A 23,821-nucleotide genomic window follows, 5' to 3' on the forward strand; every position below is an offset into this window, starting at 1 on the left:
CGCCGTTGTAGAGTCGAGCCATGCTCGACTCATCGCACACCGCACGAACAGCAGCCGAGCGTGGGCTCGGCTCTACAGGAAGCGGGGTCCACCCGTAGATCCACGCCATGCGTGGATGCCTTTACACGATGTGGGGTCAGAGCCCTTGCCTCTGGCAAGGGATCCGACCCCGCCATCTCCACGCTACAGATGCAACGCGATCGCGGCCTCGATCTGCTGCGGCGACTGGAACCCGGCCAGGCGGGTGCGTTCGTCGCCGTCACGGAACAGGGACAGCGTCGGCGTCTGCCGCAACCCCAGTCCCCTGAAGAACGCTTCACCCAGCACTTCCAGCTGCACGCGCAGCAGGGTGATGCCCTGCCCTGCACTGCTGGTCGCCACGCGGTGCAGCGACATCTCCAGCATCCGGCACCCTGGGCACTGGTCCTTGTGGAAATCCACCAGCACCCGCGGATGTTCGGCCAGCAGCTGCTGGAACTGCTCAGGCGTGGTGGCGTCGATGATCTGCATCGGTGTTGCTCCAGTAATGGGCCAGGACCGCGTCGGTCCAGGCCTCGATGGCCGCGGCATGGCGAACGCCATGCGGCATCTGTTCGATCTCCAGCGGCGGGTAGTCGCTGCGGAAGTAGCGGATCAGCCGGTGCACGGCGCCGCAGTAGTACTCCTGCCCCCACTGCGTTTCGCCGGTACCGAACACCGCCAGCTGCCGTGGCCGCTCGCCGCGCTCCGTAATACCGGCCACCCACGCCTTCATCTCCGCCGGCGTGCGGCCGGCGTTGTCGGTCCAGCAACCCAGCAGCACCAGGTCGGCCTCATCGGCGGCCAGTGACGGGGCCTGGCGCAGATCGTCGGCCTCCTGCCAGTGCACGGCATGCCCTGCGGCACGGCAACGGTCGGCAATCTGCCGGCCGAGCTCGCGGGTGTTGCCACTCAACGAGGCCACCACCAGCAGGATGCTCAGCGCTTCGCTGGGCTCAGAGGTCGTCGAAGCCGTTGTCGACGTTGGTCTTCTTGTAACTTGCATTGCGCATCTCGAAGAAGTCGGTCTTGGTTTCGGTGAAGTTGTCGGCGTAGGCCTTGATCCACGGCATCACGTTGTCGGTGGTGTCGCTGTACAGGCGCTCGATGCCGAGCATGCCGGCCATCTTGTTGGCGCGGTACTTCACGTAGCGCACCATCTCGTCCACGTCGATGCCGTCGATACCGTCCAGCACCTCCGACGACCACTGCGTCTCCAGCTCGATCGCGTGTTCGAATGATTGGTGCACGTAGGCGGTCAGCTCGTTGGTCTGCAGCTCCGGGTTCTCGCCGATGATGGCGCGGATCAACTCGCTGATGAACTTGGTATGCGCCAGCTCGTCGCGGTTGATGAAGCTGATGATCTTGCCGGTGCCGTTCATGCGGTTCTGCCGCACCATGTTGTAGAAGTAGGCGAAACCGGAATAGAAGTTGATGCCTTCCAGGATCGAGGACTGGATCAGCGACTTCAGCAGGGTCTCGGCGGTCTTCTCGCGCATGAAGTCGTCGTATGCACCCATGATCGGTGCGTTGCGCTTGATGATGGTCGGGTGGGTCCGGGCGATCTCGAAAATGCGGTTCTGGTTCGGCAGGTCGGTGATCGAGGCCAGCACGTAGCTGTAGCTCTCGTTGTGGATCACTTCCTGCTGGCCGATGATCGCTGCATTGGCATGCGCGGCGGGATCGGTGATGTACTCGGCCACGTTGTAGATGAAGCGGGTCTGCGGTGAATCCAGCGTGGCCAGCAGGCCGATGATGGAGTCGTAGGCGTTCTTCTCGCGCGCATTGAGCTCGCCGTACTGGCGGGCATCGAGCTTCATGTCGACCTCATCGGGAATCCAGAAGTTGGTCGACAGCTCCTTGTAGGCCCGATAGAACGACGGGTACGGAATGTCGTTCCAGTTGAGGATGCCACTGGTGCGCCCGTTGATGATGCCGGTGCTGCGGTTGGGATGGCGCGGTTCGAGGATCTTGATGCGGTCGAGGGGGGTTGCCATGGGTTTCTGCCTTCGTATTGCGTGCGTTGCCGTTGTAGAGCCGAGCCCACGCTCGGCTGCCTTGCGCCTGAGCCGAGCATAGGCTCGGCTCTACAGGAGTCGAAGCAATCAGCTGGAGCACCACTCGCATTCGCTGATGTCGATGTCGTTGGAGCGCACGTAGTAGGTGGTCTTCAGGCCCTCGCGCCAGGCACTCAGGTGCAGCTCCAGCAGGGTGCTGGCGCGGATGGTGCTGGGCACGTACAGGTTGAAGCTGATCGACTGGTCGACGTGGCGCTGGCGGCGCGCGTTCTGGCGCACGCTGGCGAACTGGTCGACCTTGTAGGCACCCTTCTCGTAGTACGGCCAGGTCTCCAGCGACAGGCCCGGAGCGGCCACCGGACGCCGGAAGTCTTTCTTTTCCTCGTAGTAGAACGCGCTGTAGATCGGGTCGATGGAGGCGGTGGAACCGGCAATCTGCGCCGTGCTCATGTTCGGCGCCACCGCCAGCAGCCAACCGTTGCGCAGGCCGTGCGTGGCCACCTCGCGGGCCAGGCTGTCCCACGCGGCGCCGCTGTAGTCGCGGTCACGGAAGTAGCGGCCGTTGTGCCAGTCGCTGCCGGCGAACATCGGGTAGCTGCCCTTCTCCTTCGCCAGCTGCGCGCTGGCCTGGATGGTCAGGAAGTTGATGCGCTCGTAGAGACGGTCGGCCAACGCTTCGGCATCCGGCGATTCCCATTGGATCGCCTGCTGCGCCAGCAGGTGGTGCCAACCGAAGGTGCCCAGACCGATGGCGCGGTACTTGCGGTTGGTGATGGTGGCCTGCGGCACCGGCAGCGCATTGAGGTCGATCACGTTGTCGAGCATGCGCACCTGGATCGGGATCAGGCGCTCCAGCACGTCGGTGGCCAGCAGGTCATCCGGCGCACTGATCGCACGGCCGAGGTTGATCGAGGACAGGTTGCAGACCACGAAGTCACCGGCCCGGCGTGTGGTGACGATCTGGTCGCCGCTGACGATCTCCTGGATCATCCGCGTCGGGCTCATGTTCTGCAGGATCTCGGTGCACAGGTTGCTGGAATAGATCATGCCCGCGTGCTTGTTCGGGTTCCTGCGGTTGACCTCGTCGCGGTAGAACAGGAACGGGTTGCCGGTCTCCAGCTGGCTGAGCATGATCCGCTTGAACAGATCGATGGCCTTCACCGTGCGGCGGCTGATGCGCTCATCGGCCACCAGCTCGGCGTAGCGGTCACGGAAGCTGCCAGAACCACGCTTCTCGTCGTAGAAGTCCTGCAGGTACCAGCCTTTGGCCTGCTTCACCTCGTGCGGATCGAACAGGTACCAGTCGGCGCGGCGTTCGACCGCTTCCATGAACAGGTCCGGCACGCAGACCGAAGTGAACACATCGTGCGCGCGCAGGCGCTGGTCGCCGTTGTTGAGGCGCAGGTCCATGAAGGCTTCGATATCGCGGTGCCAGATGTCCAGGTACACCGCCACCGCGCCCTTGCGCTGGCCGAGCTGATCAACCGACACCGCAGTGTTGTTGAGCTGCTTGATCCACGGCACCACGCCACCGGAGGAATTGGCCACGCCACGGATCGGCGCGCCGCTGCTGCGCACATAGCCCAGATAGGCACCAACGCCGCCGCCGTGCTTGGACACGCGGGCGATGTCGGTGTTGGAGTCATAGATGCCCTGCAGGCTGTCGTCCACCGTGTCGATGAAGCAGCTGGACAACTGCCCACCCACCTTGCCGGCATTGGCCAGGGTCGGTGTGGCCACCGTCATGTACAGGTTGGACAGCGCCCAGTACGCCTCTCCGACCAGCTGCATGCGCCGCTCGCGCGGCTTTTCCTCCTGCATCAGGTACAGCGCGATGGTCAGCCAGCGCTCCTGCGGCAGTTCGTAGACCTCGCGGCTGCGGTCGCTGGCCAGGTAGCGCGTGGCCAGCAGGTACAGGCCGTTGTAGGCGAACAGGCGGTCGCGTTCCGGATCGATCATCTCGCCGGCCTGCTGCAGCTCTTCCTTGGAATAGCAGCGCAGGATGTCGTTGCTGTAGATGCCGCGGTCGGCCAGGCTTTCCTGCAGGCCCACGTAGGAACCGTACTTCAGGCCCACGTCGTAGAAGCGGTTGCGGCTGGCGCGCTTGTACAGGCGGCGCAGGTAGATGCGCGCGGCGAACTGCTCCCACTCCGGCGCGACCAGGTCCACGCGCGATTCGGCCTCGCGGATCAGCAGATCGACCAGGTCATCGGCGCTGATGCTCGGTTTGCGTTCGACCATCGCCTGCACTACGCGGCGGTAGTCGCTCACATCCAGCTGGGGGAACTCGGCATGCACGGCGTCGATGCTGCGCTGCAGGCGCTCGGCCTCGAACGGCAGACGACGGTTGCCGGCCTCCTTGGTGATCCAGGTCGGCACGCGCTCGCCACCGGCGCGCAAGGCGTCGCCAGCGCCGGCCAGATCGGCCACGCGGAAGGTACTGTCGGTCATGGTGGTGAAACTCCAGGCTCGCACGCGCGTTGGCGGTCGATGCCATGGCGGCCCTGCACGCGATACCGGCGCACGGGGCGGTCGGGGTGGGATGCCAAAGCGCGGGAACACCAGATCGTCGGCAACAGCCTGCGCCTGCGGCCGGTATCCGGGCCGTGGGGGCGATCTGGGTCCGCACGATGGCGGCCGCGTCGACACGGCAAGCCTTCAGGGGCGGGCCGCGGGACGTTTGCTGCATGTCCGGCGGCGGCGGCTGACCGGGAGTGACGGACACAACATAGTGGGGATATTCCAACCCGTCAACACAAGATGCGGTAATCAGCACATGTCGCGACGATCAGTCGCAGGATGCCGTGTTGCACCTGCGGCGCCTTGTCGACAACGCCTGCGTCCCCAGTTCGGTACAACATCAACTTTCCCCGGAACACCGCCCATGCGCGCTGCCCAGTACCCCTCCTTCGGCGACCCGGCCGACGTTCTTGCCATTGCCGAAGCGCCCCTGCCCGAGCCCGGCCCCGGCGAGGTGCGCATCCGCACCGTGCTGGCCTCGATCCACAACCACGACCTGCTGACCGTGCGCGGCCTGTATGGCTACAAGCCAACGCTGCCGGCGATCGGTGGCAGTGAAGCGCTGGGCGTGGTCGATGCACTCGGTGATGGCGTCGACGGCCTGCAGATCGGCCAGCGGGTTGCCGCCGCCTCGGTGCACGGTACCTGGGCTGAAGCCTTCATCGCGCCGGCACGCATGGTGATTCCGATGCCGGAGGCGATCCCCGACGAAATGGCCGCACAGCTGATCGCGATGCCGCTGAGCGCGCTGATGTTGCTGGAATTCCTGCACGTCGAAGCGGGCCAGTGGATCGTGCAGAACACCGCCAACGGCGCGGTGGGCAAATCGCTGGCGATGCTGGCGCGGGCGCGTGGCGTGCATGTGGCCAACCTGGTGCGCAATGCCGATGCGGTCGCACAGTTGAAAGCGCTGGGCATCGATCATGTGTTCGACACCTCGGTGGACGGCTGGAAGGATCGCGTGCGTGAGGCGACCGGCGAAGCGCAGGCCGCGGCCGCGGTGGATTCCATTGGCGGCGACGCCAGCGGCGATCTGGTCGACCTGCTTGGCCACCACGGCACCCTGGTGTCGTTCGGTGTAATGAGCGGCGAGCCGATGCGCATTCCCGCCGGCGGCCTGATCTACAAGGAAGCCACGGTGAAGGGCTTCTGGGGCAGCAAGGTCAGCCAGGCGATGGCGGTGGAGGACAAGCGCCGGCTGGTTGGCGAACTGCTGAAGCGCGCGGCGAGCGGCGAACTGACCCTGCCGGTGGAGCAGATCTTCGCACTGGACGACATCGCCCAGGCGGCAAAGGCCGGTGCGGGTTCGGGCCGCAACGGCAAGGTGCTGCTGCGGCCGTGATGGCCGGACAACCGGGGTCAGATCCCTTTCCGTTGGAAAGGGATCTGACCCGCAGCAGGAGTGCGGACCAACGATCCGCACCCACCGAAGCACAGACCGCCCCACCGAGGCCACAGACTTTCGTTAAGAACCTGTGATGTATAACTGAATGCGCTTTCGTCATTGGAAGGCGCACGTGGCTGCGTGCGGTACTGACGGCTCCTCCCCCGTTTGGCGTTGTCGCTTCCATGTACCGCACCACCCTGAACCTGCTTGCCGGCGCGATCGCGCTGGGCCTCTCCGCCGGCGCTGCCGGCGCCGCTGAAACCGCCGACACCGGCAAGGACAGCACCACCCTCGGCACCGTGCTGGTGACCGGCTCCAACATCAAGCGCAGCGATACCGCCGGGCCCAACCCGGTGCAGATCGTCAGCCGCGAACAGATCGAACAGACCGGTCGTTCCACCCTTACCGACGTGCTGCGCAACCTGTCGGCCAATGCCGGCAACAGCTTCGACGAGCAGTACACCGGCAGCTTCGCCGCCGGTTCTGCATCAATCGGCCTGCGCGGCCTGTCGCCGAAGAACACGCTGGTGCTGGTCAACGGCTACCGCGTCTCCAACTTCGGCTTCGCGCTCAACACCCAGGACACCTTCGTCGACCTCAATGCGCTGCCGATCAGTGCGGTCGAGCGCATCGAAGTGCTGAAGGACGGTGCCTCGGCGGTGTACGGCTCCGACGCCATCGCTGGCGTCATCAACATCATCCTGCGAAAGAACTTCCAGGGCGTGGAAGTCGGCGGTGGTTTCGGTACCGCCACCCAGGGTGGCCTGGACGAGCGCAAGGCCAACCTGCTGGCCGGCTTCGGTGATCTGGAACAGCAGGGCTGGAACGTGCTGTTCGGGCTGGACCTGCTCAAGCGCGACCGCCTTGATGGCGATGACCGCGCCTATACCCGCAGTGGTGACTTCCGCGACAAGCCCGGTGGCCGCCTGGCCGGCTGGTCCACTGCCGGTGGCAACTGGCTGAGCAACCCCCGTGCACCGCAGCCGTTCGCCAACTGCCCCGACGGCAGCCAGCTGCGCCCGTACAGCGACTTCGGCAGCACCCTGCCCGGCCAGGCCTGCGCTTTCAATGCCCAGCCGTTCAAGACCCTGCAGCCCGGCGCCGAGCGCCTGCAGGCGTCGCTGAGCGCGACCTACCGCTTCAATGACAGCGTCGAGGCCTTCGCCGATGTGCTGTACAGCCACAACAAGGCCGACCAGATCTTCAGCGCGCCGCTGACCGTTGGGCCGGGCCTGCGCGCCTACAACCCGGCCACCGGTACCCTGATCGATGTGCCGGCGGTGCTGCCGGTCGGCCACCCGAACAACCCGGGCAGCACCCCGCTGCCGTTCGAGTACACCTTCTTCGACCTCGGCCCGCGCCTGAAGGACAACACCCAGGTGTTCTACCGTGCCCTGGCCGGCGTGCGTGGCAGTGGCGAGCGCTGGGACTGGGAAGTGGCGGCGCTGACCTCGCAGAGCGCACAGCGCGAGTACGTCGACAACTTCGTCAACCGCTACGCCTTCGAACAGATCCTGCGCGATGGCAGCTACAACTTCCTCAATCCGTCCAGCACGCCGGAGGCGCTGGATGCCCTGCGCCTGCAGACCAAACGCCCCGGCTGGTACAAGCTGCACTCGCTGAACGTGAAGGCGTCGACCACACTGTGGGAGCTGCCGGCCGGTGCGGTCGGCTTCGCCTGGGGCGCCGAGTTCCGCAAGGAATCACTGGACGCGCGTACCAGCGCGCAGGTGCTGTCGGGCACCGAGCTGCGCCCGGCCATCAACGTGGTCAACGGCGAACGCCAGGTCAGTGCCGCCTACGCCGAACTGAGCGTGCCGCTGCACCGCACGCTGGAACTGCAGCTGGCCGGTCGCGGCGACCGCTACGATGACTTCGGCAAGGCGTTCTCGCCGAAGGTGGCATTGCGCTGGCAGCCGCTGGACAGCCTGCTGCTGCGCGGCTCGTTCTCGCGTGGCTTCCGTGCGCCGTCGCTGCCGGAGATCGCGCCGGGCCAGACCGTCAGCTACGGCTCGGTGATCGATCCGTTCGACCCACTGCAACCGGGTGGCAGCCGCGGCGTGACCAACATCCGCACCGGCAACCCGGACCTGAAGGCCGAGCGCTCGCGCAATTTCAACGTGGGTGCGGTGTGGTCGCCGGATGGCGATACCAGCATCGGCCTGGACTGGTACCGCATCGAACAGGACAACCTGGTCAAGCCTGACAGTGCGCAGTTCATCGTCGACAACCCGACCCTGTTCCCGGGCCGCGTACAACGCGAGAACGGACGCATCCAGTTCATCACCAACCAGTACGCCAATCAGGGCGAACTGACCACCTCGGGGCTGGACCTGGATGCCAGCCGTACCTTCCGCACCGACGGTTGGGGCAACTTCACCGTGGCCGGCAGCTGGACCCACCTGCTCAGCTTCAAGCAGCCGCTGGTGGCCGGCCAGGCGCCCTATGACGGGGCCGGCAACAACCGCCACGGCGCACTGCCCCGCACCCGCGGCACCACGTCGTTGAACTGGGCGGTGGGCGACTGGAGCAGCACGCTGAGCCTGCAGTACGTGAGTGGCTACGACCAGCGCGTGGCGACGGCCACCAGCAATCCGGGCCTGCGCGACCGCATCAAGCCGTATCACCAGCTGGACCTGTACGTGGCCTACGACGGTATTCCCAACACCACGCTGTCGCTGTCGGTGCTGAACCTGACCGACAAGGACCCGCCGTTCGACCCGGCCGGTGGCTCCAATGGCTTCGACATCAGCCAGTACAACCTGCGCGGGCAGTTCGTCTCGCTGGGGGCGCGCTACCGGTTCTGATGCGATATCGGGGCGGCGGTAATGCGCCGCCCCATTTGTGCTGCCGGCCAGCGGCCGGCACTACCACCGACCGCCGGGGGGGATGCCCGGCGGTCGTGCATCAGCGGCTCAGGTGCAGGAACTGCAGGTGCCGTTCGTACTGGCTGATGATGTCGTTGATGATCTGCTTGCGGCTGTAGCCGACCAGGTCGTAGTCCTGGCTGCCTTCGAACAGGTGCACTTCAGCGCGGTAGTAGCGCTGGTTGCGCAGCTGCTGTGCGGCGAACGACGGCGTCAGGTAGCCACTCAGGATCACCCGGTACAGGAAGTCCTGCTGCTCGCCGTGGTTCACCGACAGCTCCATGTCGCCAGCCTCGAAGCGCGTCGCCACGTCCCAGCCCTGCCCGCGCAGCTGTTCGGCCACCGCTTCCATCGCCGGCTTCACCGTATCGTCCATGAAGCGGTAGACCTGGTCGCGCACCGGGAAGTGCATGGCCTGGCTCAGGCGCTGGCGCCAGCCCTGGTGGTGGCGGTCGTCACCGATCAGCGGCGAGGGCCGGTACTGCAGCGCGCGCTTGCGGTGCGATTCGTCACTGAAAGCGCGGGTCAGGCCCCACATCATCAGCAACAGCACCGCCGAGAACGGCAGCGAGGCCAGCACCACTGCCGATTTCAGCGCATCGATGCTGCCGGCCAGCAGCAACCCAGCGGTCAGCACCGCGATCACCGTGCCCCAGAACACGCGCAGCCAACGCGGACCATCATCCTCCGGCGCCCCTCCATGCGAGGACAACGTGGACAGCACCACCGCGCCGGAGTCAGCCGATGTCACGAAGAAGATGAAGCTGACCAGCACCGTCACCGCGATCACCGTGCGGCTCCACGGGTAGCCATCGAGCAGTGCATACAGCACCGTAGGTGGATCGTCGACCGCAAGCTGCGCCAACTGCTGCTGGCCGTGGTGCAGGACCTGGTCCAGCGCGCTGTTGCCGAAGATCGACAGCCACGCCAGGGTGAAACCGAGTGGAATCAGCAGAACGCCGAACACGAATTCGCGGATGGTGCGGCCACGCGAGATGCGCGCGATGAACAGGCCGACGAACGGCGCCCAGCCGATCCACCAGGCCCAGTAGAACACCGTCCAGCCGCCCAGCCATTCCGGTCGGCCGCCATAGGCGTACACGTCGAAACTCTTGCCGACCACGCTGCCGAGGTAGTCACCCAGGTTCTGCATCAGCGTGCTCAGCAGATACTGGGTCGGGCCGGCGCACAGCATGAACAGCACCAGCGCGATCGCCAGCAGCATGTTGATGTTGGCCATCCAGCGCACGCCCTTCTCCACGCCTGAGACGGCCACGGCCACCGCCGCGCCCATCATGCTGACCACCAGGATGATCTGCACCAGGTTGGAGTGCGGGATGTTGAACAGGTGCGACAGGCCGGCGTTGAGGTGCAGCACGCCGAAGCCCATGTCGGCGCCGATGCCGAACACGGTGGCGACAATGCCCAGTGCGTCCACGGTGTAGCCGATCGGGCCATTGATGCGCTTGCCGATCAGCGGGTACAGCGCCGAACGCAGCGCCAGCGGCAGGTTGTGGCGGTAGGCGAAGTAGGCCATCGCCATCGCCGCCAGCGCGAACACGCCCCAGCCATGCAGGCCCCAGTGCAGGAACAGCAGCTGCATGGCCTGGCGCGCGCCGGCCTCGCCCGCGGCCGGATCGCCCTGCGGCGGCTGCAGGTAATGGGTCAGCGGTTCGGAGACGCAGAAGAAGAACAGGGTGATGCTGATGCCGGCGGCGAACAGCATGCCGGCCCAGGAAAGGTAGCTGAACTCCGGCTCGTCATGGTCGGCGCCGAGCTTGATGCCGCCGTACTTGGACAGCGCCACGCCGACCACGAACACCAGGTACAGGGTCATCGCCAGCAGGTAGTACCAGCCGACATTGAGTGCGGCCCAGTCCTGCGCCTTGACCAGAAGGCGGCCCGCACCGAGCGGGAACAGACTGACGAACAGCGCGAACGCCACGACAACGATCGCCGCGAAGGCGAACACAGGTCGAAGGGTGCGCACCGGGGATTGTTGCGGCTCCAGTACTTCCATGGGGCGGCGTTCTCCGGTAGATCAAAGGGTTAGCCGACCGATTCTGGCTGAACCGCAGTGGACAGAGCATGAAGTTGCGGCCTGTGGTCACAGGCCCGGTCCACCATTCCGTGTTATCACGCGCGCGCCGAAGCGTGCCTGCGAGCACAGCCGCGCGTGGACCGCGTGCATCGCGGCCACGCGCGTACTGTCCAATCACGACATCACATGCACCGCGCACAGCTTGTTGCCATCCGGATCGCGCAGGTAGGCCAGGAACAGCTGGCGCCCGGCCATGGTGCGGATGCCGGCCGGGTCTTCGATGGCGGTGCCACCATGGGCCACGCCCGCATCCTGCCAGCCACGCACCGCCTCGGCGCTGTCGAGGGTGAAACCAATCGTGCCGCCGTTGGCATGGCACGCCGGCTGCCCATCGATCGGTGCGGTGACGATGAACATGCGGCCGTCCTTGAAGTACACCAGCCGCCCCTTGTCATCGAAGACACCCGGACGGGCGCCCAATGCGGTGAACAGGGCATCGTAGAAGCGATGCGCGACGTCCATATCGTTCGTTCCAACGGTGATGTGACTGAACATGCGGGCACTCCTTGTGGAAAACCGCAGTGTCGGCGAGCGCGGCGGGCATCGCAAATGCACGCCTCCGGCCTGCTGCCAAGTGCGCAGGGTTTGTCGTACGCCGCTCGATCACTCTATAATGGGAATCATTCTCATTAATGATCGATACCGATGGCCGTGCCCGCCGCCTCCAGCACTGCGCTGGCGGGGTTCTACCGCGAACACCATGGCTGGCTGCTGGGCTGGCTGCGCCGCCGCACCCACAACGCCGACTGCGCTGCCGACCTGACCCAGGACACCTTCGTGCGCCTGCTCAGCCGACGCGTCGATCCGTCCGAACTGCGCCTGCCGCGCGCTTACCTCAGCACCATCGCGCACGCCCTGCTGGTCAACCACTGGCAGCGCGCGGACCTGGAGCGTGCCTACCTGGCCGCACTGGCTGCGCAACCGGAGCCGGTGCACCCGTCTGCGGAGGAGCGCGCACAGGCACTGCAGCTGCTGCATGCCATCGCCGACATGTTGTCTGGCCTGGCCGAACGCCCACGCCGCGCGTTCCTGCTGGCACGACTGTCCGGATTGGGCTATGCGGAGATCGGCCAACAGCTGGGCGTGTCCGAGCGCATGGTCAAGAAGTACATGGCGCAGGCGATGCTGCATTGCCTGCGCCTGTCCGGCGATGCCACGGCATGAATGCCGCATTGGCCAGCCCGGCACTGGAGCAGGCGGCAGCGTGGTTCGCGCTGCGCCAACAGGGCTGGAGTGACGGCGACCGGCAGCGATGGCACGCATGGCTGCACGCAGATGCCCGTCATGCCGATGCGTGGCGCCGGGTCGAGTCGGTCTGGCAGTCCTTTGCGCCCCTGTCGGCACCGGCTGCTGCCACGGCGCTGGATGCTGCCGGACGTCGCCGCCGCCGCGCGCTTCGCAGTCTCGGCGGCGCCCTCGGCATCGGCGCGGTTTCACTGCTGGGCCTGCACGGGCTGCGTGAACAACGCGGCCTGCAGACGCAGCGCACCGCTGCCGGCCATACCAGGCACTTGACGCTGATGGATGGCAGCCAGTTGTGGCTCAACGCCGACAGCGAAGTCACCATCGACATCGGCAGCGGCCGCCGCGCCCTGCATCTGCTGCGTGGCGAGCTGCTGCTGCAGACCGGCCATCACCCTGCGTTCGCCGGCCAGCCGTTGACCGTGCATGTGCCGGGCGCACGCCTGCAGCCGATCGGCACCCGCTTCGCCGTCGGTCGTGAGGCGCAGGACAGCCGGTTGGATGTATTCGAGGGCGCGGTGCGCTGCCTGCCGATGTTCGGTGCGGCGCTGGATGTGGCTGCGGGAGACGCGGTGCGGATCGGCCCGATGGGCGGGCTCACAACGGTCGCTGCCGATCCTCTGCGCGGTGACTGGCAGGACGGACGTCTGCAGGTACAGGACACGCCTTTGATCCGTGTCATCGATGAGCTGGCCCGCCACCATCAGGGCTATCTGGGTTGTGATCCGGCGCTCGCCGCATTGAAAGTCACGGCGGTAATGCCACGCCTGGACAGCACCCAGGCGCTGCATCTGCTGGCCCGCGCCCTGCCGATCCGTGTCGAGCAGCGCTGGCCGTGGTGGACCGTCGTGCGTCCGCTTTGAAATCGCGGTTCCCTTTCTGTGCGCTCACCGGGCACTACAAGGGAACCCATTGCGGATGTTGCCGCCCCCATGAAACTGCCCTGCCCCTCCCCTCGTCCCCTGGCCATCGCGCTGTGCCTGGCCCTGGCCTCCCCGTGCCTGTTGCCGGCCGCCGCCCATGCACAGGACACTGCGGCCGCCATCCGCTGGCAGATTCCGGCTGGCGCGCTCGACCGGGCCCTGACCGCATTCGGCCAGCAATCGGGCCTGCCCATCGCCGCCGACGCGCGCCTCACCCGCGGCCGCCACAGCAACGGCGTGCAGGCCACGCTCGGCGCGGATGCCGCGTTGGCGCAGCTGCTGGCCGGTACCGGCCTGACCTTCCAGCGTGATGCCAATGGCGTGGTGCTGCAGGCCGCACCCGACGCTGAAGCCGGCGTGCGTCAGATCGGCACGCTGCGCGTGGCCGGCCAGGCCAGCGAAGGTGCTTCGCCGTGGGGGCTTGCCGATGCCGATGCGGTCTACCGTGACAGCGGCTCGCGCGTGCACCTGGACCGCCAGCAGCTGGAACGCTTCCGCGGCCAGTCGATCGGCGACGTGCTGGCCGGTGCGGTGGGCGTGCACACCGCTGACGTCCGCAACGGCGGTGCGCTGGACGTCAACATCCGCGGCCTGCAGGGCCAGAACCGGGTGCCGGTGATCATCGACGGCGGCCAGCAGGCCATCGACGTGTATCGCGGCTATGCCGGCGTGCAGCAGCGCAGCTATCTCGACCCCGATCTGATCAGTGCGGTCAGCATCGAGAAGGGGCCGAGCCTGGCCGCCAATGCCGCCAGCGCGATCGGCGGCGTGGTCTACATGGAAACGTTGAACGTCGATGACATCCTCGATGATGGCCAGGCCTGGGGCCTGCGCGTACGCGGCGGCGTGGCCGACAACAGCATCGATCGCACCCGCACCTTCAAGCAGATCGCGCGCGGCAGCGACAACCGCAACAGCCTGCGCGACCCGCGCGACTGGAATGGCAGCGTGGCGTTCGCCCAGCGTGGTGAAGACTGGCAGCTGGTCGCGGCCTATGCGCGGCGCCGCCAGGGCAACTTCTTCGCCGGCAGCAACGGTGCCCATCGCTATGACAACCAGCACCTGTCCAGCGGCGGTACCGGCATGTCCAGCCAGGCGGTGTCCAAGCTCTTCCATCCGGGCGATGAAGTGCTCAACACGCATACCGACAACGAATCCGCACTGCTGAAATTCACCTGGACGCCCAGTCCGGACCAACGCCTGGAGCTGAGCCATCGCTACTTCAATTCGAGTTTCGGCGAGATCATGCCGTCGGCGATCGGCCGCGTGGGTGAGTCCAATGAATGGGTGACCTACGTGGACAAGGCCAACACCATGTTCCAGTTCGAGCCGGGAAAAATGCGGGTCAACGCCACCTCGCTGCGCCACCGCTACCGGCCCGAGGCACACCCGTGGCTGGACCTGAGCAGCACCCTGTGGTTCACCACCGCCACCAGCCGCATGTTCAACAGCAACATCGCCAACACGCCGCTGTTCAAGGACGTCCCCAACGACCAGATGCCGGATACGCTGGGCGAAACCTATGGCCCGGGCCTGCAGTCGGACGTGAAGACCCAGCGCTGGGGCGTGGACAGCAGCAACACCACGCGCTTCAGCAATGCTCTGGGCGACTGGACGCTGCGCTATGGCGCCTCCTTCCAGCACGAGGACACCGCGCCCAACTCACCGGTGCTGCCGGTGGATTTCAACAACAACCGCTACCTGCGCTCGGGCACGCGCCGCGAAGCCAGCGCCGTCGCCTCGCTGCAATGGCAGCCGTGGGACTGGCTGTCGCTGACCGCGGGCGGCCGCTTCACCGACTACCGCACCCGCGACCGCAACCGCGTCGCCTTCGTCAGCGAATCGCGTGACCTGCGCTACACCTTCGCGCGCCTGAGCAAGGGCGGCCAGCTGCTGCCGGGCTGGTACAAGGAGTGGTACCCGGATGCCCAGGGCAATTACACCTATGACTCGCTGCGCGCTACGCCCTATGGCGACAGCACGCTGGGCCAGGCCTACGATTTCGACGGCTTCATTCCTGATCCGCGCGGCGCCAACGGTTTCTATACCAAGCAGATTCCCACCGCCTGGGGCTACAAGCCGGCGATCCGCCGTTCCGGCCACGGCTTCGCGCCCTATGCCGAAGCACGCTTCAACCTCGACGAGGACATCTTCTTCTACGTGAAGTACGCGCAGGGCTGGAAGATGCCCAGCCTGTTCGAGTCGACGCTGGGCAACAGCACCTCGGCACCTGTGGCCGACCTGAAGCCGGAGAAGAACCGTTCCTGGGACATCGGCTTCAGCCTGCTCAAGCAGGATCTGTGGCGTGACGGTGATCGCCTGGCGTTCAAGGTGGCCTGGTTCAAGAACGATATCGACAACGCCATCACCCGCCGCTTCGATTCCAGCAACTGGGCGTTCTATGTCGACAACGTCGACAACTACACGGTGTCTGGCTATGAGCTGCAGTCCGGCTATGACGCCGGCATCGCCTACCTCGACCTGTCGGCCAGCTACTACCAGCGCGCGCGCACCTGCGATGCGGCCACCGCCAAGCGTCTGCGCGAAGACCCGTATGCGAAATGGAGCAAGCTGGACACCACCCCGGACTGCGTGGACGGCGGCTTCGGCACCTCGTTCGTCAACGCGCAGAACCCGCCGAAGTACTCGATCCACAGCACGCTGGGCTTCCGCCTGTTCGACAAGCGACTGGATACCGGTATCCGCCGCACCTACAACAGCGGCCCCACCCATGAACTGGACAAGCCCTGGAACACCACCGGCTCGACCGGCCTGCAGAACATCTACCTGCCGACCGCGATCTATGACTTCTACGCACGCTGGCAGTTCACCCCGCGCAGCGAAGTGGAGCTGGTGGTCAGCAACCTGCGCAACACCTACTACATGGACACGCTGGCAATGAGCCTGATGCCGGGCCCGGGCCGCACCACGCGGCTGAACTTCACCGCACGCTTCTGAGTGCTTCAGAAACAGCAACGCCCCGGGCAGATCATCCCCGGGGCGCGTGCTTGCGGCGGCTCACGCTCTGGTACATCCCAGCACGGCGACTCAGCACTGGTAGATCCCAACCTGGGTTGGCACAGCAGCTCAGCACTGGTAGGTGCCAACCTTGGTCGGCACAACGATGCATCACTTCGCGGTACTCAGCAGCAGCACCGCGAAAGTGACCAGCGCGATGCCGACCCAGCCGATCGGACGCAGGCGGTTGCCGAACAGCAGGCGGCCGCAGGTGGCGGTGCCGATCACGCCGATCGCCCCCCACATCGCGTAGGCGGTGGCCAGATCCATGTAACGCACGGCCTGTCCCAGCAGGGCGAAGGCGATCCAGACCATGACGATCGCGCCGACGCCCCAGCGCCAGCGGCGGAAACCTTCCGACTTGGCCACCATCATGTTGGCGGCGACATCGATCAAGGCCGAACAGATCACGAAAAACAGGGCCAGGGTATTCATCAGTGCGCCTCCCCGAGGGTGACGCAGACGATGCCGACCACTGCCAGCACCAGGCCGGCCAGCTGCTGCAGCGACAGGCTTTCACCAAAGACGGTGAGGCCGACCACAGTGAGCAGGGTCAGGCCGAGGCCCTCCCAGACCGCATAGGCCACACCAACGGCAATACGGCGCACCGACTGCGCCAGGAAGAAGTAGGACAGCGCCAGCGCGCCGGCCATGATAAGGTAACCGGTCCAGCCGCCATCGCGGGCGGCATGGGCCATGAACGAGGTGCCGACCACTTCGGCGACGATCGCCACGGTCAGGCAGGCCCAGGCGACCAGCGCGCCACGGGCGGGAACAGTACGGGACATGTGAAGCTCCTTGCAGGGCGGGGACCACGCCGCCTCATCAATGGATCCACGCCGAGCGTGGAGGGTCCGGAACGCCCCGCAGACGGGGGCGACGGAAGCCAGTATCATCGCCTTTTACGGTGGTATCAAAATGGATTCCATCGACAGGAGCGATGGATCAATGCCCTACTCCCCTGAATCCCTGCAGGCCTTCGTAGAAGCCGCGGCGCTGGGCTCGTTCTCGGCGGCGGCGCGACGCCTGCACAAGACCCAGTCGACGGTCAGCACCGCCATCGCCCACCTGGAGGCGGACCTCGGCGTCAGCCTGTTCGACCGCAGCGGCCGCTACCCGCAGCTGACCGAGGCCGGGCGCCAGGTGCTCGGTCATGCCCAGGAAATCCTCGCCGCCGATACCCGCCTGCAGCAGTTGAGCGTGCGGCTGGCCGCCCCGGTCGAAGCGCGGCTGACCGTGGCCTTCTCCGACGTCTATCAGCTCGATCCGGAGCAGCGCGTGTTGCAGCGCTTTGCCGAGGCGTTCCCGGAGATCGAGCTGGAATGGCTGGATGCCGAGGGCGAGGACGTGCTGGAACTGGTGAGCAACGGACGCGCCGCGCTCGGTCTGCTGCCACGGCAGGAGCACTATCCGGATGGGCTGGTGGCACGGCCGCTGGCGCATCACAGCGAACTGTCGGTGTACGTGGAGCGCGAACATCCACTGGCCAGTGCCGGCCGTCGCGCCGCCGCTCAGCTGGCGCGGCACCGGCAGGTACGCTTGAGCGCCGAAGTCGACCAGGCGCGCGTGGTCACCGGCCTGGCCTGGACCGCCACCGACTACCTGATGGTGATGGAAATGGCCGAGGACGGCATCGGCTGGGCCGAACTGCCGCGGGCGCTGGTGCAGCGCTATGACCGCGGGCGGCTGGTGGAACTGGTACTGCCCGGCTGGCCACGGCGCATCCACAGCGACCTGCTGTGGCGCCGCGACACGCCTCCCGGACCGGCCGCACTATGGTGGGCCGACGCGTTGGGGTGAACCGAAAAAGGGGACGGAGGGGATTAAGTCGTTTATGCCACAAACGACTTAATCCCCTCCGTCCCCTTTTTCAGTTGCCGGCCAGCGGCCGGCACTACCGGTCAACGATGGGCGAGCGCGTAATCCAGCGCCGAGCACACCGCCGCCACCTGTGCGTCGTTGCACTGCTGCGGGGTCGCGCGCGGGCTGTCCGGGTAGACTTCGGTGGTGGTGGTGTACTTCGCGCCGGTAATGCCGGCGCACAAGCCCAGCTTCACCAGCGGGTACTCGATCACGCCATGGGCCACCACCGGCGAACCGATGATCTCGCCCTTGTCGTCGGCCGGCGCGATGTGGGTGACCTTTTCCACCGCGGCGATCACTGCCTGCTGGAAGGCCGCCTTCGGGTTCTCGCTGTCGTCCACCAGATAGAAGCCATCCGGAATCAGGCCCGGCTCGAACGGCTTGCCGTCGCGCGCCGCCAGCGCCGGGCGGAACTCGCTCTCGTCGCTGTCGGTGGTTTCGTGCAGGTCGATGTGCAGCACGAACTGGCCCTTGATCGGTGTGATCAGCTCGATCAACGCGGTCGACTCACGGGCCGGGCCATCGGCGCGGAAATTGCGGTTCGGGTCGATCGCATCGAAGTTCCAGCGGTTGATGCGCTCGAAGCCCCACGGATTCACGCACGGCGCCACCAGCAGGTTGGCCTTGCCGGCATAGTCAGCAGCGTGCTTTTCGAGGAACTCCAGCGCGCCCATCACGCCGCTGGTCTCGTAGCCATGCACGCCACCGGTGACCAGCGCGGCCGGCAGCGCCGGGTTCCAGTCGCGGCTGCGCAGGGCGTACAGGGTGTAGGTCTCGCCCGCGTAATCGAGCTTGCCATAGGCCACCTTGTCAAAGCGCGATGCCAGCGCTTCGATGCGCGGCAGCACCTCCTCGTCGTAGCGACGCAGGCGCTGCTGGCGGCCACGCCACGCCTCCCGTTCCGCCGCTCCCCACGGCTGGCCAGGGGTTCCGACGGGGTAGAAGGCGGCTTGGGACATGGCAGATCTCAGCGAGTCAGGAAGCAATCGCCCACTCTACCACCGCGCCATCGGCATGAACCGGAGACGCATTCCATTGGCGAATGGAATCAGCAATAATTCTCATTTACGACCTTCCGCGACCTGCACCGATGCCCACCCACGCCCCGCAATCGGCCCGCCTGCCACTGGCCGCCGCCCTCGCCCTGTGCCTGTTCCCGGCTGCCAGCGCCTTCGCCCAGGACGGCGCCACCACGCTGGACAGCATCCAGGTCTCCGGCAGCTGGCTGGGCACCGGCCTGCACGACAGCGTGAAGAGCTTCGCTGGCGCGCGCACCGTGGTGGACCGTCAGCGCATCGAAGCCAGCGGCGCGGCCAGCATCGGCGATGCCATGCGCCGCATCCCCGGCGTGCAGGTCACCGACAACTCCGGTACCGCCGGCAGCTCGGTGTCGCTGAACATCGGCGTGCGCGGCCTGACCGGGCGCTACTCGCCGCGCTCGACCGTACTGCTGGACGGCGTACCGCTGGCGGTGGCGCCGTATGGCCAGCCGCAGCTGTCGTTCGCACCGACCAGCCTGTCCAACATCGAATCGATCGATGTGGTGCGTGGCGGCGGCGCGGTGCGTTACGGGCCGCAGAACGTGGGCGGCATCATCAACTTCAGTACCCGCGCCATTCCCACCGGTGCCGGCCTGCACGGTGAGGCCGGCGTGCGCTACACCGCCTACGACCATGGCGGCGGAGACAGCACCCAGTACAACGCTTTCCTCGGCGGCACCGGCGACAACGGCCTGGGCGCGGCCCTGCTGTACTCCGGCCAGGACGGCCGCGGCTGGCGCCAGGGCAGCGATGACCGTTTCAACGACCTCGCGCTGAAGTTCGCCTACGCCATCGACGCGCAGCAGGAACTGCGCGCCAAGCTCTCCTACTACGATGTGCGCTCGCTGACGCCGGGCGGCCTGACCCGCGCCCAGTACGAGGCCGACCCGTTCCAGAACACCCGCCCCACCGACTTCTGGAAGGGCCACCGCACCGGCATCGACCTGGGCTACACCAACACCCTGTCGGCCAACAGCGAGTTCGAGGTGCTGGCCTATTACAACGAAAGCAGCCGTGCCAGCTCGCTGATCAACGCCGCCAATGCCCAGCTGACCGTGCAGCCGCGCGACTACCGCGTGCTCGGCATCGAGCCGCGCTATACCCAGCGCCTGCACTGGGGCAGCACGGTGCATGACATCACCGCCGGCTACCGGTTCCTGCGCGAGCGCGGCAACGACCGCAGCTACACCGTCACCCGCCGCACCGGCGCGGCCAGCGCCACCACCCGCTTCGACAACGCCACCGACGCACACGCCTTCTACATCGACGACCGCATCGCGATCGGCCAGTGGCGGATCACCCCGGGCGTGCGCATGGAGTGGATCGACATGGACCGCCGCCAGGCGGGTGGCGCGGCGACCTTCAGCAGCCGCAACGACAAGGCACTGCCCTCGCTCAACATCGCCTACCTGCTGACCCCGCAGCTGACCGTGTTCGGCAACTACACCACCTCGTTCGGGCCGGTGCAGAACATCCAGCTGAACTCACAGACCGCCAGCAACCCGCTGAATCCGGAAGTGGCCAGGACCACCGAGCTGGGCGCACGCTGGCAGGACGGTGCACTGCGCGCGGAAGTGACCGTGTTCAAGATGCGCTTCGACAACCAGATCCTGCAGGTGCCGGGCATCACCCCGCCAACCTTCCAGAACATCGGCGCCACCGACCACAAGGGCGTGGAGAGCGCGCTGGAGTACCACTTCAGCGAAGACAGCGCGCTGGCCGGGCTGGAGCTGTACGCCAACTACACCTGGACCAAGGCGATCCAGCAGTCCGGTGACAACCGTGGCCTGGACGTGCCGTTCTACTCGCGCGACACCGACAGCGTCGGCGCACGCTATGCACTGGCCGGCTGGACCTTCAATGTCTCCAGCACCCACCAGAGCGGCCAGTTCTCCGATGCGGCCAACACCTGGGATGAGACCGCCGACGCGCGCGTGGGCCGCGTGCCGGGCGTGCGCCTGTGGAACGCGCAGGTGGCCTGGCAGGTGCCCGGGCTGGGCGACAGCGAGATCGCGCTGGGGGTCAACAACCTGGCCGACAAGCGCTGGTACACCCGCAACGTCGATGGCAACGCCGGCCGCATGGTGGCTGCGCCGCGCACCTTCTACCTGCAGGGCCGCTACCGCTTCTGACGCAGTAACCGCCCGATGCAGTGACGGCGGCGATCACGGTGGCGGCGTATCATGCCGCCACCATGTCATTGCCTGTTTCGCCATCGCGCCTGCATCTGGCCTTCCAGGGCCTGCGCCTGCGCCTGCGCGGCAGCGACCTGTGGTTCATTGCGCTTGCCCTGCTGGTCGGCCTGATCGCCGGCTACCTGACCCTGCTGCAGTCCGGCATCGCACGCTGGCTGCAGGGCACCCTGTACGGGCTGGACGACGGCATGCGCCTGAGTTCCCTGCCCTCGCTGACCTGGACCGCGCTGCTGGTACTGCCACTGGGTGGCCTGCTGGTCGGCCTGGTCAGCCTGGCCGCGACCCGGCTCAAGCGGCCCCTGCTCGATGCGGTGGAAGCCAATGCCCTGCATGGCGGCCGCATGTCGATGCGCGACAACCTCATCGTGCTGACCCAGACCCTGCTGTCCAACGGCTGCGGCGCCTCGGTCGGGCTGGAGGCGTCGTATACGCAGATGGGCGCGGGCAGCGGCTCGCAACTGGGCCGGGTGATGCGCCTGCGCCGCAACGACGTGCGCATCCTGGTCGGCGCCGGTGCCGCCGGCGCCATCGCCGCCGCCTTCGGTGCACCCTTGGCCGGTGCGTTCTACGCCTTCGAGATCGTCATCGGCGCCTACACCCCGGCCGCGCTGGCTCCGGTGGCGGTCGCTGCATTGGCTGGCGCATTCGTCGCCGACCAGGCCGGCATCGAGGCCTACCTGCTGCCCGCCGCCTCGACGATTGATGTCCGCGCCGCCGACTACGCCATCTACGGGCTGCTGGGCTGCTGCTGCGCGATGGTCGGCATCACGGTGATGCGGCTGATCGCCTCGATCGAGGGCACGGTCAAGCGCAGCCCGTTGCCGTTGTGGGGCCGGCCGGTGGTGGGCGGCCTGCTGCTGATTCCGCTGGCACTGGCCAGCCCGCAGGTGCTGTCGTCCGGCCATGGCGCGCTGCACCTGGACCTGACCACGCATCTGCCACTGATCTGGATCGGCGGCCTGCTCACCCTGAAGTGCCTGGCCTCCGGCATCTCTCTCGGGTTTGGTTTCCGTGGCGGCCTGTTCTTCGCCTCGCTGTTCATGGGCACCCTGGTCGGCGCCTTGTTCGCCGGCCTGCTCGCCATGGCCACCGGCGTGCCGGTGATCGACGCCACCTCGGCCGCACTGGCCGGGATGGCAGCGCTGGCCGCCGCCGTGGTCGGTGCGCCAATGACCATGGCCATGCTGGTGCTGGAAGGCACCCACGACTTCCTGCTGACCAGCGTGGTGATGAGCGCGGTGCTGGTCTCCAGCACGCTGGTGCGGCAGTGGTTCGGCTATTCGTTCTCGACCTGGCGCATGCACCTGCGCGGCGAGACCATCAAGAGCGCCCGCGACGTGGGCTGGGTGCAGAACCTCAACGCCGGCCGGCTGATGCGCAAGGGCGTGGCCACCGCCCCGGCCGACCTCGACGCCGATGCCTTCCGCCAGCGCTTCCCACTGGGCTCGGGCAGCCGGGTGGTGCTGATCGACGGCGAAGGCCACTATGCCGGCATCGTGCAGATCCCGCGCGTCTACGGCGACGGCGTGAAGCCGGAGACCGCGATCGGCGAGCTGGCCGAGAACCGTGACGTTTCGCTGTCGCCGGCCGCAGACGTGGTCAGCGTGATGCAACGCTTCGACCAGACCCAGGCCGACGAACTGGCCGTGGTCGCCGCCGACGGCCAGGTGCTGGGCGTGGTCTCCGAAGCCTTCGTACGCAAGCGCTACGCCGAGGAACTGGACAAGCGCCAGCGCGAACTGATGGGCGAGCGCGTCGAGGACGCCGACTGACCCCGCAAAAAGGGGACGGAGGGGATTAAGTCGTTTCTGGACCGCTGGAAATCCACGCATGGCGTGGATCTACTGTCACTTCGACCGGGTAGACTCCGACCATGCGCTTCATTGAAACCTTCCAGGCCGGCCCCTTCGCCGACACCGTGGTCAGCCTGCTGGCCGCCTTCGTGCTCGGCACGCTGATCGGCGCCGAGCGCCAGTACCGGCAACGCACCGCCGGCCTGCGCACCAACGTGCTGGTGGCGGTCGGCGCCGCCGCCTTCGTCGACCTGGGCATGCGCATCGCCGGCAGTGCCGAGGCGGTGCGGGTGATCTCCTACGTGGTCTCCGGGGTCGGCTTCCTCGGCGCCGGCGTGATCATGAAGGAAGGCATGAACGTGCGCGGCCTGAACACCGCCGCCACCCTGTGGTGCTCGGCGGCGGTCGGCAGTTGTACCGGCGCGGACATGCTGGCCGAAGGCGTGCTGCTGACCGTGCTGATCATCGCTGGCAACACCCTGCTGCGGCCGCTGGTGAATGCGATCAACCGCATCCCGATCAACGAGGCCGCCACCGAAGCGACCTACGAAGTGCGCCTGAGCGTGGATGCCGAAGCCGTGCCGCGCGTGCGCGAGCGCCTGGTCGATGCGCTGGAGGCCGCGCAGTATCCGGTCGGCGACGTACAGGTGGTCGAGCATGCCGACGCGCCCACCGATGTGATCGCGGTGCTGGTCAGTACCGCCGTCAGTGCCGACGAGCTGGACGTGGTGCTGGCACGGATGGAACACGTGCCGGGCGTGCTGCATGCCACCTGGGAAGTCAGCACCCGCGACTGATTCATCCACGCAGGGCGTGGACCCACCGAGGTCGCGGCG

18 protein-coding genes are annotated in these 23,821 nt (G+C 66.8%); 9 read left to right on the forward strand and 9 right to left on the reverse strand.

Annotated features, from left to right (window positions below):
- Positions 1–183: 183 nt before the first annotated feature.
- The 4 genes from SriyCCGPB3_RS12430 to SriyCCGPB3_RS12445 form a co-directional block, all read right to left on the reverse strand.
- Complete coding sequence (locus SriyCCGPB3_RS12430; RefSeq protein ID WP_032130003.1) at positions 184–510, reverse strand: thioredoxin family protein; 327 nt, start codon at positions 508–510, stop codon at positions 184–186.
- Positions 482–961 carry a flavodoxin gene (locus SriyCCGPB3_RS12435; protein ID WP_204303196.1) on the reverse strand — a complete coding sequence of 160 codons (480 nt, stop codon included), beginning with the start codon at positions 959–961 and terminating at the stop codon, positions 482–484. Before SriyCCGPB3_RS12435 ends, SriyCCGPB3_RS12430 begins: the two co-directional genes overlap by 29 nt.
- A gap of 13 nt (positions 962–974) precedes the next feature.
- Positions 975–2,015, reverse strand: coding sequence for a ribonucleotide-diphosphate reductase subunit beta (locus tag SriyCCGPB3_RS12440; RefSeq protein WP_024957408.1), 1,041 nt, complete (start codon positions 2,013–2,015; stop codon positions 975–977).
- 108 nt (positions 2,016–2,123) lie between these two features.
- The gene (locus tag SriyCCGPB3_RS12445; RefSeq protein ID WP_350259334.1) at positions 2,124–4,487 is read right to left on the reverse strand and encodes a ribonucleoside-diphosphate reductase subunit alpha; all 2,364 of its coding nucleotides are present in this window, start codon (positions 4,485–4,487) and stop codon (positions 2,124–2,126) included.
- A gap of 433 nt (positions 4,488–4,920) precedes the next feature.
- Here SriyCCGPB3_RS12445 and SriyCCGPB3_RS12450 point away from each other — a divergent pair, with 433 nt between their 5' ends.
- Together SriyCCGPB3_RS12450 and SriyCCGPB3_RS12455 are read left to right on the forward strand one after the other, a co-directional pair.
- Positions 4,921–5,898: a zinc-binding dehydrogenase gene (locus tag SriyCCGPB3_RS12450; protein WP_350259335.1), complete on the forward strand. Its 978-nt coding sequence runs from the start codon at positions 4,921–4,923 to the stop codon at positions 5,896–5,898.
- A gap of 227 nt (positions 5,899–6,125) precedes the next feature.
- Entirely contained in the window at positions 6,126–8,750 is a 2,625-nt protein-coding gene (locus tag SriyCCGPB3_RS12455; protein ID WP_350259336.1) for a TonB-dependent receptor, read from the forward strand.
- A gap of 100 nt (positions 8,751–8,850) precedes the next feature.
- Here the strand turns inward: SriyCCGPB3_RS12455 and betT are convergent, their stop codons facing one another.
- Together betT and SriyCCGPB3_RS12465 are read right to left on the reverse strand one after the other, a co-directional pair.
- Positions 8,851–10,830: a choline BCCT transporter BetT gene (gene betT / locus SriyCCGPB3_RS12460; RefSeq protein WP_350259337.1), complete on the reverse strand. Its 1,980-nt coding sequence runs from the start codon at positions 10,828–10,830 to the stop codon at positions 8,851–8,853.
- A gap of 195 nt (positions 10,831–11,025) precedes the next feature.
- Positions 11,026–11,406 carry a VOC family protein gene (locus SriyCCGPB3_RS12465; RefSeq protein WP_106468284.1) on the reverse strand — a complete coding sequence of 127 codons (381 nt, stop codon included), beginning with the start codon at positions 11,404–11,406 and terminating at the stop codon, positions 11,026–11,028.
- A 150-nt stretch (positions 11,407–11,556) separates the two neighbouring features.
- Between SriyCCGPB3_RS12465 and SriyCCGPB3_RS12470 the strand changes: the two genes are divergently transcribed.
- The 3 genes from SriyCCGPB3_RS12470 to SriyCCGPB3_RS12480 all read left to right on the forward strand — a co-directional run bounded on the left by SriyCCGPB3_RS12470 (position 11,557) and on the right by SriyCCGPB3_RS12480 (position 16,034).
- Positions 11,557–12,075, forward strand: coding sequence for a sigma-70 family RNA polymerase sigma factor (locus tag SriyCCGPB3_RS12470; RefSeq protein ID WP_350259338.1), 519 nt, complete (start codon positions 11,557–11,559; stop codon positions 12,073–12,075).
- On the forward strand, positions 12,072–13,016 hold the full coding sequence (locus SriyCCGPB3_RS12475; protein WP_350259339.1) for a FecR family protein: 945 nt from the start codon (positions 12,072–12,074) through the stop codon (positions 13,014–13,016). The genes SriyCCGPB3_RS12470 and SriyCCGPB3_RS12475 overlap by 4 nt, the downstream gene beginning before the upstream one ends.
- Before the next feature lie 69 nt (positions 13,017–13,085).
- Entirely contained in the window at positions 13,086–16,034 is a 2,949-nt protein-coding gene (locus tag SriyCCGPB3_RS12480; protein WP_350259340.1) for a TonB-dependent receptor domain-containing protein, read from the forward strand.
- Positions 16,035–16,205: 171 nt separating this feature from the next.
- Here SriyCCGPB3_RS12480 and SriyCCGPB3_RS12485 read toward each other — a convergent pair whose 3' ends face one another.
- A complete protein-coding gene (locus SriyCCGPB3_RS12485; RefSeq protein ID WP_350259341.1) occupies positions 16,206–16,529 on the reverse strand; it encodes a DMT family transporter in 324 nt (107 codons plus the stop codon).
- Positions 16,529–16,882, reverse strand: coding sequence for an SMR family transporter (locus SriyCCGPB3_RS12490; RefSeq protein WP_010485170.1), 354 nt, complete (start codon positions 16,880–16,882; stop codon positions 16,529–16,531). The genes SriyCCGPB3_RS12485 and SriyCCGPB3_RS12490 overlap by 1 nt, the downstream gene beginning before the upstream one ends.
- A 160-nt stretch (positions 16,883–17,042) precedes the next feature.
- Here SriyCCGPB3_RS12490 and SriyCCGPB3_RS12495 point away from each other — a divergent pair, with 160 nt between their 5' ends.
- Positions 17,043–17,894: a LysR family transcriptional regulator gene (locus tag SriyCCGPB3_RS12495; RefSeq protein ID WP_350259342.1), complete on the forward strand. Its 852-nt coding sequence runs from the start codon at positions 17,043–17,045 to the stop codon at positions 17,892–17,894.
- Between the two features lie 101 nt (positions 17,895–17,995).
- Here SriyCCGPB3_RS12495 and SriyCCGPB3_RS12500 read toward each other — a convergent pair whose 3' ends face one another.
- Positions 17,996–18,916 carry a M14 family metallopeptidase gene (locus tag SriyCCGPB3_RS12500; RefSeq protein ID WP_350259343.1) on the reverse strand — a complete coding sequence of 307 codons (921 nt, stop codon included), beginning with the start codon at positions 18,914–18,916 and terminating at the stop codon, positions 17,996–17,998.
- Positions 18,917–19,047: 131 nt separating this feature from the next.
- On the opposite strand from SriyCCGPB3_RS12500, the gene SriyCCGPB3_RS12505 reads away from it, so the two are divergent.
- The 3 genes from SriyCCGPB3_RS12505 (at position 19,048) to SriyCCGPB3_RS12515 (ending at position 23,782) form a co-directional block, all read left to right on the forward strand.
- Complete coding sequence (locus SriyCCGPB3_RS12505; protein WP_350259344.1) at positions 19,048–21,129, forward strand: TonB-dependent receptor family protein; 2,082 nt, start codon at positions 19,048–19,050, stop codon at positions 21,127–21,129.
- A gap of 62 nt (positions 21,130–21,191) precedes the next feature.
- The gene (locus SriyCCGPB3_RS12510; RefSeq protein ID WP_350259345.1) at positions 21,192–22,964 is read left to right on the forward strand and encodes a chloride channel protein; all 1,773 of its coding nucleotides are present in this window, start codon (positions 21,192–21,194) and stop codon (positions 22,962–22,964) included.
- A 101-nt stretch (positions 22,965–23,065) separates the two neighbouring features.
- Complete coding sequence (locus SriyCCGPB3_RS12515; protein ID WP_005409984.1) at positions 23,066–23,782, forward strand: MgtC/SapB family protein; 717 nt, start codon at positions 23,066–23,068, stop codon at positions 23,780–23,782.
- The last annotated feature ends 39 nt before the right edge of the window (positions 23,783–23,821 follow it).

This window comes from Stenotrophomonas riyadhensis (assembly GCF_040256885.1).
GTDB lineage: Bacteria > Pseudomonadota > Gammaproteobacteria > Xanthomonadales > Xanthomonadaceae > Stenotrophomonas > Stenotrophomonas riyadhensis.

What these genes read in the sequence shown, in the direction of transcription:
- SriyCCGPB3_RS12430 (WP_032130003.1), bottom strand. Translation starts at nt 510, where the DNA reads ATGCAGATCATCGACGCCACCACGCCTGAGCAGTTCCAGCAGCTGCTG.
- SriyCCGPB3_RS12440 (WP_024957408.1), bottom strand. Translation starts at nt 2,015, where the DNA reads ATGGCAACCCCCCTCGACCGCATCAAGATCCTCGAACCGCGCCATCCC.
- SriyCCGPB3_RS12445 (WP_350259334.1), bottom strand. Translation starts at nt 4,487, where the DNA reads ATGACCGACAGTACCTTCCGCGTGGCCGATCTGGCCGGCGCTGGCGAC.
- SriyCCGPB3_RS12450 (WP_350259335.1), top strand. Translation starts at nt 4,921, where the DNA reads ATGCGCGCTGCCCAGTACCCCTCCTTCGGCGACCCGGCCGACGTTCTT.
- SriyCCGPB3_RS12455 (WP_350259336.1), top strand. Translation starts at nt 6,126, where the DNA reads ATGTACCGCACCACCCTGAACCTGCTTGCCGGCGCGATCGCGCTGGGC.
- betT (WP_350259337.1), bottom strand. Translation starts at nt 10,830, where the DNA reads ATGGAAGTACTGGAGCCGCAACAATCCCCGGTGCGCACCCTTCGACCT.
- SriyCCGPB3_RS12465 (WP_106468284.1), bottom strand. Translation starts at nt 11,406, where the DNA reads ATGTTCAGTCACATCACCGTTGGAACGAACGATATGGACGTCGCGCAT.
- SriyCCGPB3_RS12470 (WP_350259338.1), top strand. Translation starts at nt 11,557, where the DNA reads ATGGCCGTGCCCGCCGCCTCCAGCACTGCGCTGGCGGGGTTCTACCGC.
- SriyCCGPB3_RS12475 (WP_350259339.1), top strand. Translation starts at nt 12,072, where the DNA reads ATGAATGCCGCATTGGCCAGCCCGGCACTGGAGCAGGCGGCAGCGTGG.
- SriyCCGPB3_RS12480 (WP_350259340.1), top strand. Translation starts at nt 13,086, where the DNA reads ATGAAACTGCCCTGCCCCTCCCCTCGTCCCCTGGCCATCGCGCTGTGC.
- SriyCCGPB3_RS12485 (WP_350259341.1), bottom strand. Translation starts at nt 16,529, where the DNA reads ATGAATACCCTGGCCCTGTTTTTCGTGATCTGTTCGGCCTTGATCGAT.
- SriyCCGPB3_RS12490 (WP_010485170.1), bottom strand. Translation starts at nt 16,882, where the DNA reads ATGTCCCGTACTGTTCCCGCCCGTGGCGCGCTGGTCGCCTGGGCCTGC.
- SriyCCGPB3_RS12495 (WP_350259342.1), top strand. Translation starts at nt 17,043, where the DNA reads ATGCCCTACTCCCCTGAATCCCTGCAGGCCTTCGTAGAAGCCGCGGCG.
- SriyCCGPB3_RS12500 (WP_350259343.1), bottom strand. Translation starts at nt 18,916, where the DNA reads ATGTCCCAAGCCGCCTTCTACCCCGTCGGAACCCCTGGCCAGCCGTGG.
- SriyCCGPB3_RS12505 (WP_350259344.1), top strand. Translation starts at nt 19,048, where the DNA reads ATGCCCACCCACGCCCCGCAATCGGCCCGCCTGCCACTGGCCGCCGCC.
- SriyCCGPB3_RS12510 (WP_350259345.1), top strand. Translation starts at nt 21,192, where the DNA reads ATGTCATTGCCTGTTTCGCCATCGCGCCTGCATCTGGCCTTCCAGGGC.
- SriyCCGPB3_RS12515 (WP_005409984.1), top strand. Translation starts at nt 23,066, where the DNA reads ATGCGCTTCATTGAAACCTTCCAGGCCGGCCCCTTCGCCGACACCGTG.